This is a genomic window from Protofrankia sp. Cj5, assembly GCF_917627405.1.
Classification (GTDB): Bacteria; Actinomycetota; Actinomycetes; order Frankiales; family Frankiaceae; genus Protofrankia.
On the sequence record NZ_CAKJTO010000036.1, the window covers coordinates 35,526 to 44,725 of the forward strand.

Below are 9,200 nucleotides of genomic sequence, written 5' to 3' on the forward strand. Positions count from 1 at the left end.
GCCCCTATTGCCGGGCGCTCTTAGCGCGTCCTGGCCGTGAGGCCGTCGCTTCGCGTCCGCTTGTTACACGATGTCCGGGTCGGTGACGACGACATCGCCGAGCACCGCGTCGATCCGGGTCAGGACCTCCGGGTCCAGCGTCACTCCAGAGGCCTTGACGTTCTCGTGAACCTGCTCTGGTCGTGACGCTCCGATAATCGCTGATGCCACATTGTCGTTCTGCAGCACCCAGGCGACGGCCAGCTGCGCGGGGGACAGGCCGACGTCGGCCGCGACCGGCAGCAGGCCCTGGACCCGAGTGAGAACCTCGTCCCCCATCAGCCGCCGGATGAAACCCGCGCCGGAGCCGCTGGCCGCACGAGTCTCCTCCGGCGGTGGGGTTCCCGGCTGGTACTTGCCGGTGAGCACACCCTGCGCGACCGGTGACCAGACGAGCTGGGAGATGCCGGCGGCGCGGGAAGTGGGGATGACCTCCGCCTCGATCTTCCGCCACAGCATCGAGTACTGCGGCTGGTTGGAGATGATCTGGTCGAAGCCGGTCGCGGCGGCGATCTCCACCGCGGCGGCGATCTGCGTGGCGTCCCACTCCGAGACACCCACGTAGAGCACCTTGCCGGCCCGCACCAGGTCCTCGAAGGCCCGCAGGGTCTCCTCCAGGGGCACGGTCGGGTCATAGCGGTGTGCCTGGTAGAGATCGAGATGATCGGTGCGCAGCCGCCGTAGCGAGGCGTGGCAGGACTCGATGATGTGCTTGCGCCCCAGACCGCGATCGTTCGGGCCGGGCCCAGTCGGCCAGAAGACCTTGGTGAACAGCTCGTACGATTCGCGCCGTATCCCCTCCAGGGCCTCACCCAGCACAGCCTCGGCCTTCGTACCCGCGTACACGTCGGCGGTGTCGAAGGTCGTGATCCCGCTGTCCAGCGCGGCGCGTACGCACGAGAAGGCCTGATCCCGTTCGATCTGGTCGCCATGGGTGAGCCAGTTGCCGTACGAGATCTCGCTGACGCTCAGCCCACTGCGTCCTAGTCGTCGATGCTCCACCCGGTCACCCTATGATTCCCGGCACAGAGCTTGAGGCCCGGGTCGTACCGGAGCATCCCGCTCTGTGCCGGCATCATCTGATCACCGCGTGGTCCGTCACCCGTTGCCGACGCGGGTGACGTGCGGCCGCGGCATCCGCCAGCGGGCCGGCAACAGGGCGCGCTGCACGCTGTACGCGCGTACCCGGACCGTCGAAGCCGGGTATTTCTCGGCAACTCTGCGGCTGACCTGGCGCGACAGCACGATCGAGTCGACGGCCACAGCGAGGATTCCCAGCAGCATCAGGTAGGTGGCGATGAGCCGGACGTACACGTTCGGGACGAGCCCACCGACGAAGTACACCGCCGCGGCGACCAGGAAGAACGGCCCCACGTTGCGGCGGGTGTCGACGAAGTCCCGGGCCAGCACACGTTCGGGGAGACGCTCGCGCGGGGGCAGTCTGCTGATGTCCCCGGACATCATCCCGGCCCGGTACTCCTGGCTCTGGCGACGGCGTTCCGCGCGGGACCGGGTACGCGCGTCCTTGCGTGAAGCTGGGGCCGCGAGGACGCCGCCACGGGCGCGTGCCGCGCGTGCCGCGCTGCGCTTCGGGGTCGGGCGTCCCTTGCCCGGCTCGTTTCCGCCGCCGCCGGGCGTAGCCCCGTCGGTGGGTGGGGCGGCGGGCGCGGCCGACGCCGTTGTGCGTCGTTTCAACAGGGCCATCAGGGGAGTGCCAGCATCTGGTCAAGGGCCTTCCGGGCGTGGGCCGCGACATCGAGGTCGACCGTGATGCGGTTGACCGTCTCGCCGCGGGTGAGGGACTCGAGCGCCCACACGAGGTGGGGTAGATCGATACGGTTCATCGTCGAGCAATAACACACCGTACGGTCCAGGAAGACCACGGTCTTGTCCGGATGCCGATGCGCGAGCCGCCGCACCAGGTTGAGCTCCGTGCCCACGGCGAAAGCGCTACCGGGCGGCGCCTCATCGACGACCTTGATGATGTATTCGGTCGAGCCGACCAGGTCCGCGGCGGTGACGACGTCGTACTGGCATTCCGGATGGACGAGCACGGTGACGCGGGGCAGGCGGGCGCGGACCTCGTCCACGCAGGCGCGGCTGAACCGGCCGTGTACCGAGCAGTGCCCCCGCCAGAGGATCATCCGCGCGTCGCGCAGCTGTGCCGTCCCGACACCGCCGCCGGGACGGCGCGGGTTGTAGACGACACAGTCGTCGAGCGACATGCCCATCTCCAGCACCGCGGTGTTGCGGCCGAGATGCTGGTCGGGCAGGAACAGCACCCGCCGGCCGCGGCGCTCGGGCCCGAATGCCCAGGCAAGAGCCCGGCGGGCGTTGGACGACGTGCAGATCGTGCCGGCATGCCGCCCGGTGAACGCCTTGATCGCGGCTGTGGAGTTCATGTAGCTGACCGGCACCGTGTCCTCGGCGAGGCCCGCGTCCGCCAGCGTTTCCCAGGCCTGTTCCACCTGCTCGATCGCGGCCATGTCGGCCATGGAGCAGCCGGCGGCGAGGTCGGGCAGGATCACCTGCTGATGCTCCCCGGTGAGGATGTCCGCGCTCTCGGCCATGAAGTGCACGCCGCAGAAGACGATATGGCTGGCCTCGGGACGGGCCGCGGCCTGCCGCGCGAGCCTGAACGAGTCGCCGGTCACGTCGGCGAAGGCGATGACCTCGTCGCGCTGGTAGTGGTGCCCGAGCACGAAGACGGAGTCGCCGAGCGTCGCCCGAGCCGCCGCGGCGCGGTCGACCAGGTGCGGATCTGACGCCGGCGGCAGCGCGCCGGGGCAGTCGACCCCGGGCTCGCTGCCGGGATCGGCGGCGCGACCGAGCAACAGCATCGCAAGCGGATTCGGGAGTATCGGTGGCGGCGCTGTGACCGATGGCGATGTGACCGGCGGCCCGACCGGCGGAGTACTGGCGGCGCGGCCGAGCGCGGGATTGATCGTCATGCTCGCTCCTCCGGTCGACCGGCCGATGGGGGGCCTGGCCGCCTAGCCTGTGCGCGAATGGTCGATAAGACTCTAACTCGCTATGCGCGCACGTGTCGCAGTCGGCGGGGGGAGTCCGCGATCACAGCCCCCCGGTCCGTGCTTGGTCGTCCGCGGCGCTCCTGCGTACGATGGGAAGGCGATCGCGGCGTGCGGTGTTGCAGGTAGGTGTTGGGGGTGACGGCTACCGCCGCGATGGCATGAACGGCGACATTCACCTGAATGGCGATATTTACCGGCATCTCACGCGGCCGCGTACCGAGCGCGGCCGCTGGCGTGGGGCACACCAATACAGGCCAGACCTGACAACAAGGGCTCGCTGGCCCACCGATGTGCGAGCATGGATTTTCGCGCACTCGCGGGCCCCAAGGGAACCTAGGGAGCAGTCTCCATGACCGTCCAGGACGCGACGACTGACACCGTGACCGGCACGGACACCGTGGCTCGGCCGAATACCGTCATCCTGACCGATGTGGCCTCGAGCAAGGTGAAGAGCCTGCTTGAGCAGGAAGGCCGGGACGACCTCCAGCTGCGGATCGCCGTGCAGCCCGGTGGCTGTTCTGGCATGCGGTACCAGCTCTTCTTCGACGAGCGTCAGCTCGACGGCGACACCGTGCTGGACTTCTCGGGTGTCAAGGTCGCGGTCGACCGGATGAGCAGCCCGTACCTCGGCGGCGCGACGATCGACTTCGTCGACACGATCGAGAAGCAGGGCTTCACGATCGACAACCCGAACGCGGCGGGCTCCTGCGCCTGCGGCGACTCCTTCCACTGATCATATTGCCACGGGGTCGGGTTCGTCCCGTTCCGGCGCGTCAGGGATAGGCAGATGATGGTGTTCGCCTCGACCGGTTTCCGGCTGGGGCGAGCACCATCGCCATGTTCCGGTGGATGTCGCGGCGCCCCGAAGATGAGGCTTTCCGCCAGCGAGCGGCTGTCGACCGGGTAAGCTCGCGTGTCGTGCGCATCGCCGTGACAGGTTCCATCGCCACTGACCATCTCATGCGTTTCCCGGGGCGGTTCGCCGACCAGTTTCTCGCCGACCAGCTTGAACGGGTGTCGCTGTCCTTCCTGGTTGATGATCTGGTCATCCGGCGCGGGGGAGCGGCGGCCAACATCTGCTATGGCCTCGGGCGGCTGGGGCTCCGCCCCGTCCTGGTGGCCGCGGTCGGTGAGGATTTCGCCGACTACCGTTCATGGCTGGATCGCCATGGAGTGGACACGGATTCGGTACTGGTCAGTGATCTTTTTCACACGGCTCGTTTCGTGTGCACGACCGACAGCGATCTGTGTCAGATCGCCTCCTTCTACCCGGGCGCGATGAGCGATGCTCGCCTGATCGAGCTGGGGCCGATCATCGAGCGCCTCGGTTCGCTGGATCTGGTGGTGATCAGCCCGAACGACCCCGAGGCCATGCTCCGCCACACCGACGAGTGCCGGGATCGCTCCATCGCGTTCGCCGCCGACCCGTCCCAGCAGCTTGCCCGGATGGACGGCCCGGAGATCCGCCGGCTTGTCGAGGGGGCCACCTGGCTGTTGTGCAACGCATATGAGAAGAGCTTGCTGGAGAGCAAGACCGGCTGGTCGGATGCGCAGGTACTGCAACGCGTAGGGACGCGGGTCACCACCCACGGCGCCGACGGCGTCTCGATCGAGGCTGTCGGCGAGCCGCCGCTCCACGTACCGGTCGTGCCGGCCAGGGTGACGCCCGATCCGACGGGTGTCGGTGATGCCTTTCGTGCCGGTTTCTTCGCCGGTCTCGCCTGGGATCTGCCCCAGCAGCGGTCCGCGCAGCTCGGCTGCCTGCTCGCGACACTCGCGTTGGAGACGATCGGCACCCAGGAGTACGACACCATCCCGGACGACCTGGCCAAGCGGCTTTTGGAGAGCTATGGGCCCAACGCCGTCGCGGAGATCGCCCCGCATCTCCCGGTGAGTGATCAGGAACAGCGGCGGACGAGGTAGGCCGTTCCCCCGCTGGCCAGTTCGCGGGTCGCGACCAGCGTGTTGGCGCGCATCCGGCACCAGGCGGGGATGTCATACGCGGCGGCTGGGTCGTCTGCCCACAGCTGTAGGTCGGCGTTGACGTCGACCTCGCGGATCCGGCGCGCGAGCTCGATGACGGGTAGCGGGCACCGGTGCCCGCGTGCGTCCACGGTGAGCTGGGCGCCATCCCACGCGGCGCCGTGGCCGCTGTGGCCGGCGGCGCTCGTACCGGCGTCGGATGGCGTCACAGGCTGACAGCCCCGGCCCGCTCCCGGACCCGGGCAACCGCGTCCGGCAGGATCGCCAGCAGGGTGTCCACGTCTGCCGCGCTGGATTCACGACCGAACGACACGCGGATGTTGCCCTGGGTCAACGCGCCCATCGCCGCCAGCACGTGGCTCGGGGCGAGCGTGTCCGATACACAGCTCGATCCGCTGCTGACGGCGATCCCCGCCCGGTCCAGCTCCCCGAGCAGCGACTCCCCGTCCACGTACAGGCAGGAGAAAGTAAGCAGATGCGGCAGCCGACCGGCCGCATCAGGGTCGCCGAGCAGCTCGACATCCTTGACGAGGTGGGGGATGCGGGTGCGCAGCCGCTCGATGTAGCCGGCCAGGCGCGGCGTCTCAGCGGTGATCTCAGCGGCGCGGGCATGCAGGGCCGCGGCCGTCGCGACGATGGCCGCGACGTTGGGGAAGCCGCTCACCCGGCCACCCTCGCGTTCGTCCGCGGGCAGCGGGTTGACCCATCGGCACCCGGTCCGTACCACCAGGATGCCGACCCCCGCCGGCCCGCCGAACTTGTGCGCGCTGGCGCTGAGCAGATCGGCGCCGAGGGCGCGGACGTCCACGGGGATCCGCCCGACCGACATGGCCGCGTCCACATGCAACGGGACGCCCGCGGCGTGCAGCACGCCCGCGGCCGCGGCTACCGGCTGAATGGTTGCGACCTCGTGGTTGGCATGTTGCAGGCTTGCCAGGGCGGTATCCGGCGGGGGAGCGAAATCCGCCGGGTCGACCCGGCCGAACCGGTCCACGCCGACGGTGTCGACGGTGCCGCCGGCGTCTTCGTGCCACTGCGCGGCGTGCAGAACGCAGGAGTGCTCAACGGCGCTGACCAGCATCCGTCTCCCTGACCGGCGGCGGGCCTGGGCCGCGCCGAGAACCGCGAGCTGGGCCGCCTGCGTGCCGGACGAGGCGAAACTGACCTCGTCGGGACGGGCACCGATGACCGCGGCGACGGTCTCCCGCGCGGCGTCGAGCAGCAGGCGGGCGTGGCGGGCGTCGCGGTACAGGCGGGCAGGGTCCGCCCAGCCGTCGTCGAGGGCAGCCAGCAGCGCTGTACGGGCCGCGGGATGCAGGACGGCCGTGGCCGCGTGGTCGAGGTAAGCCGGCACGTTCCCACGGTATTGCGGCGGCCGTGACCGTTCACTGGTCGGGAACCACCACGACGCCGGCGTCGCGCAGATCGGCGATGGCCTGCGTGTCGTCGCCGGGCTGGAGCGTGACGAACCGGGTCAGCGCGAGCGGCACCACCACCTGATAGCCGAGTGCCCGCCCGTCCAGAGCCGTTGCCTTCACGCAGTAGTCCCCGGCGAGGCCGACCACGACAATCGTGGTGATGTCGCGGGTAGCGAGAATCCGGTGGAGTTCGGTCGCCTGCGCGGCGTCGGTGAGCGGATCCCGGACGGTGAATCCCGAGTAGCCGTTCTCGCCGCCCGTCCCTTTACGGACCACCGTTCCGTCCACCCGCAGCATCGGATGCAACCGTGCGCCCACGCTCTCCCGCACGCAGTGCGGCGGCCAGATGCCTCCGCTGGTGGAGAAGTGCGGGGTGGTGGGCGGATGCCAGTCCTGGGTGTAGACGACCGGCGATCCCGCCGCCACCGCCTGCTCGATCTCGGCATTGACAGCCGGTATGATCTCTTCGCCGCCGGGGACGTACAGGCTGCCTTCGGGCGCGGCGAAGTCGTTCTGGATGTCGATCACCAGCAGGGCGACACCCGGTCGGTATCTCTCGGTCATAGGTTGATTCTGGGACGTCGGCCCAGCCGCGGCGCGCGCGCCTGCGTGTTCGGATCCACGGGTGAACGACGAGGCACGCGGACGGCACGCGCCCGCGAACGGCCGGGCTACAGTAGGCGGGTGCGCAGCAGAGACTACGGGCCTGATGTGCTGGCGCGGGAGAAGCGCACGCGGCCCGCGCCGCCGCCCACGGTCGAGGCGGACCGGGAGCTGGTGGTTGAGGACGCCGCCACCGGCTTCTGCGGCGCGGTTGTAGATGTTGAAGCGGGCGGTGTGCTGCTTGAGGACCGGCATGGCCGACGCCGGGCTTTCCCGCTTGCGCCCGGGGCCTTCCTGCTCGACGGCCGGCCGGTAACGTTGATCAGGCCCCAGCGGGCGGCACCCACGGGCCCCGCCCGCACCGCGTCCGGCTCCGTGGCCGTTCGCGGCCACCCGGCGCGGGTCGCACAGGCGAGCCGGATCTACGTGGAGGGACTGCACGACGCGGCGCTCGTCGAGCGCATCTGGGGTGATGATCTTCGGATCGAGGGTGTCGTCGTGGAATCCCTCGATGGCGTGGATGATCTTCCCGCTGTCGTCGCGTCCTTCCGGCCGGGGCCGCGCCGCCGCCTCGGGGTCCTCGTCGACCATCTGGTTGCCGGTTCCAAGGAGAGCCGGATCGCCGCGGCTGTGACCTCACCGCACGTGCTGGTGACCGGGCATCCCTACGTCGACATCTGGCAGGCGGTGAAGCCGGCTTCCGTGGGCATCGCGGCCTGGCCGCGGGTGCCCCCGGGCGAGCCGTGGAAAGAAGGCGTGTGCCGCGCCCTCGGGGTCGCCGAGCCGGTGGACATGTGGCGTCGGGTGCTCGCCAGCGTGCGCTCCTACACCGACATCGAGGTGGGTCTTCTCGGCGCGGTCGAACGCCTCATCGATTTCGTGACAGCGGCGGCCCCGTGACGACGGGCCTCCCCGCCCCGCGGACGCATGGCGCGGGCATGGCCACCATGACACGTGTCCCCCCGGCTGCCCGTGGCCGGCAAGCCGCGCTGGGGCGGCGCTAGATGCCTTCGTGGCCGCGAGCGTTCGCTGTGGCCGTCACGGTTTTCGTAATAATGGTCGGGGGCTTCGCGGCCCGCGGCGTGTTACCTGGTTTGTCCAGTTTGCCCGGGTTCATGGCCCGGCAGCGGACGGATGCCGCCGCCGCGGGGCTGTCGCCGCCGGGGCAGAGCTCCCTGCGGGGACGCACGGTCCTGCTGGACCCCGGGCACAACGGTGGGAACGCGGCGGCGGCCGCGGTGATCGCACGCAAGGTGGACGCGGGCGGCATCGACAAGGAGTGCGACACCGCGGGTGCCGAGACCAACGCCGGATACCCGGAACACGCCTTTACCTTTGACGTCGCCGTCCGGGCCGCCGCGGTCCTGCGCGAACGCGGTGCCACGGTCGTGTTGACCAGGACGGACGACTCCGGGGTCGGCCCGTGCATCAACGAGCGGGCGCGGATCGGCAACGACGTGCATGCTGATGCGGCGGTGTCCGTGCACGCCGATGGCGGGCCGCCGGAGGGCACCGGGTTTCACGTCATCGCCCCGAGCCTCAGCCCGGATGGCGGGAACGCCGGGATTATCGTCCCATCAGCACGGCTGGCGGATGTGCTGCGGAGCAGGTTCGAACGGAACACCGGCGAGCCCCGGGCCGACTACGTCGCGGACACCGGGCTGTCGTTCCGCGCGGACCTCGGTGGGCTGAACCTGTCACGGGTGCCCAAGGCGTTCATCGAATGCGCCAACATGCGCAACCCGGACGACGCCACCCGGGTCTCGGACGCCACCTGGCGCCAACATGCCGCGCGGGGTATCGCCGACGGCATCACGGCCTTCCTCGTCCCGTCCGCGTCCTGACCGGTCCCCCCGCGCTTCCGCCGCCAGGCCAGGCTGATTGTTTCCGGTTGGCGGCTTCCGGGAAACAGCTGGCTTCAGGAAACAGGCCACCAACGGCATGGAAAAATGACTGAGCATCTTTCGGCCCGCTGAGCGAAAAATCGAACGACCGGAAGAAGAGCGCCGCTCGAAGGCAGCACGCCGTGAAGCGGAACTGAGGTGGGCGATACTGGGACCGCCCACCTCGGAAAGTTCCTGCCCTGCGACCAGTCAGCCTCGAGCGGGAAGCGCTAAATAGTTAA

10 protein-coding genes are annotated in these 9,200 nt (G+C 69.7%); 4 read left to right on the forward strand and 6 right to left on the reverse strand.

Going from position 1 to position 9,200, the window contains the following annotated elements:
* Positions 1-63: 63 nt before the first annotated feature.
* The 3 genes from MJ777_RS10275 to nadA all read right to left on the reverse strand — a co-directional run bounded on the left by MJ777_RS10275 (position 64) and on the right by nadA (position 2,990).
* Positions 64-1,041 (reverse strand): aldo/keto reductase family protein, encoded by a 978-nt coding sequence (locus tag MJ777_RS10275; protein WP_239310266.1) that lies wholly within the window; start codon positions 1,039-1,041, stop codon positions 64-66.
* Between the two features lie 96 nt (positions 1,042-1,137).
* Positions 1,138-1,743, reverse strand: coding sequence for a DUF3043 domain-containing protein (locus MJ777_RS10280; protein WP_239375529.1), 606 nt, complete (start codon positions 1,741-1,743; stop codon positions 1,138-1,140).
* Positions 1,743-2,990, reverse strand: a complete 1,248-nt coding sequence (gene nadA, locus MJ777_RS10285) for a quinolinate synthase NadA (RefSeq protein ID WP_255720448.1) — start codon at positions 2,988-2,990, stop codon at positions 1,743-1,745. Before nadA ends, MJ777_RS10280 begins: the two co-directional genes overlap by 1 nt.
* A 430-nt stretch (positions 2,991-3,420) precedes the next feature.
* Here nadA and MJ777_RS10290 point away from each other — a divergent pair, with 430 nt between their 5' ends.
* Both MJ777_RS10290 and MJ777_RS10295 read left to right on the forward strand, forming a co-directional pair.
* Positions 3,421-3,804: an iron-sulfur cluster assembly accessory protein gene (locus tag MJ777_RS10290; RefSeq protein ID WP_239310268.1), complete on the forward strand. Its 384-nt coding sequence runs from the start codon at positions 3,421-3,423 to the stop codon at positions 3,802-3,804.
* Positions 3,805-3,989: 185 nt separating this feature from the next.
* Positions 3,990-4,994, forward strand: a complete 1,005-nt coding sequence (locus tag MJ777_RS10295) for a carbohydrate kinase family protein (RefSeq protein ID WP_239375531.1) — start codon at positions 3,990-3,992, stop codon at positions 4,992-4,994.
* On the opposite strand, the gene MJ777_RS10300 is transcribed toward MJ777_RS10295, so the two are convergent.
* Genes MJ777_RS10300 through MJ777_RS10310 form a run of 3 tightly spaced genes read right to left on the reverse strand, consistent with a single transcriptional unit; the run spans position 4,970 to position 7,036 of the window.
* On the reverse strand, positions 4,970-5,263 hold the full coding sequence (locus MJ777_RS10300) for a sulfurtransferase TusA family protein (RefSeq protein WP_239310270.1): 294 nt from the start codon (positions 5,261-5,263) through the stop codon (positions 4,970-4,972). The genes MJ777_RS10295 and MJ777_RS10300 overlap by 25 nt on opposite strands.
* Positions 5,260-6,408, reverse strand: coding sequence for a cysteine desulfurase family protein (locus tag MJ777_RS10305; protein WP_239347241.1), 1,149 nt, complete (start codon positions 6,406-6,408; stop codon positions 5,260-5,262). The genes MJ777_RS10300 and MJ777_RS10305 overlap by 4 nt, the downstream gene beginning before the upstream one ends.
* A gap of 31 nt (positions 6,409-6,439) precedes the next feature.
* Positions 6,440-7,036: an isochorismatase family protein gene (locus MJ777_RS10310; protein ID WP_239310272.1), complete on the reverse strand. Its 597-nt coding sequence runs from the start codon at positions 7,034-7,036 to the stop codon at positions 6,440-6,442.
* A gap of 120 nt (positions 7,037-7,156) precedes the next feature.
* On the opposite strand from MJ777_RS10310, the gene MJ777_RS10315 reads away from it, so the two are divergent.
* Together MJ777_RS10315 and MJ777_RS10320 are read left to right on the forward strand one after the other, a co-directional pair.
* Positions 7,157-7,975 carry a DUF3097 domain-containing protein gene (locus MJ777_RS10315; RefSeq protein WP_239375533.1) on the forward strand — a complete coding sequence of 273 codons (819 nt, stop codon included), beginning with the start codon at positions 7,157-7,159 and terminating at the stop codon, positions 7,973-7,975.
* 131 nt (positions 7,976-8,106) lie between these two features.
* Complete coding sequence (locus tag MJ777_RS10320; RefSeq protein ID WP_239375535.1) at positions 8,107-8,919, forward strand: N-acetylmuramoyl-L-alanine amidase; 813 nt, start codon at positions 8,107-8,109, stop codon at positions 8,917-8,919.
* The last annotated feature ends 281 nt before the right edge of the window (positions 8,920-9,200 follow it).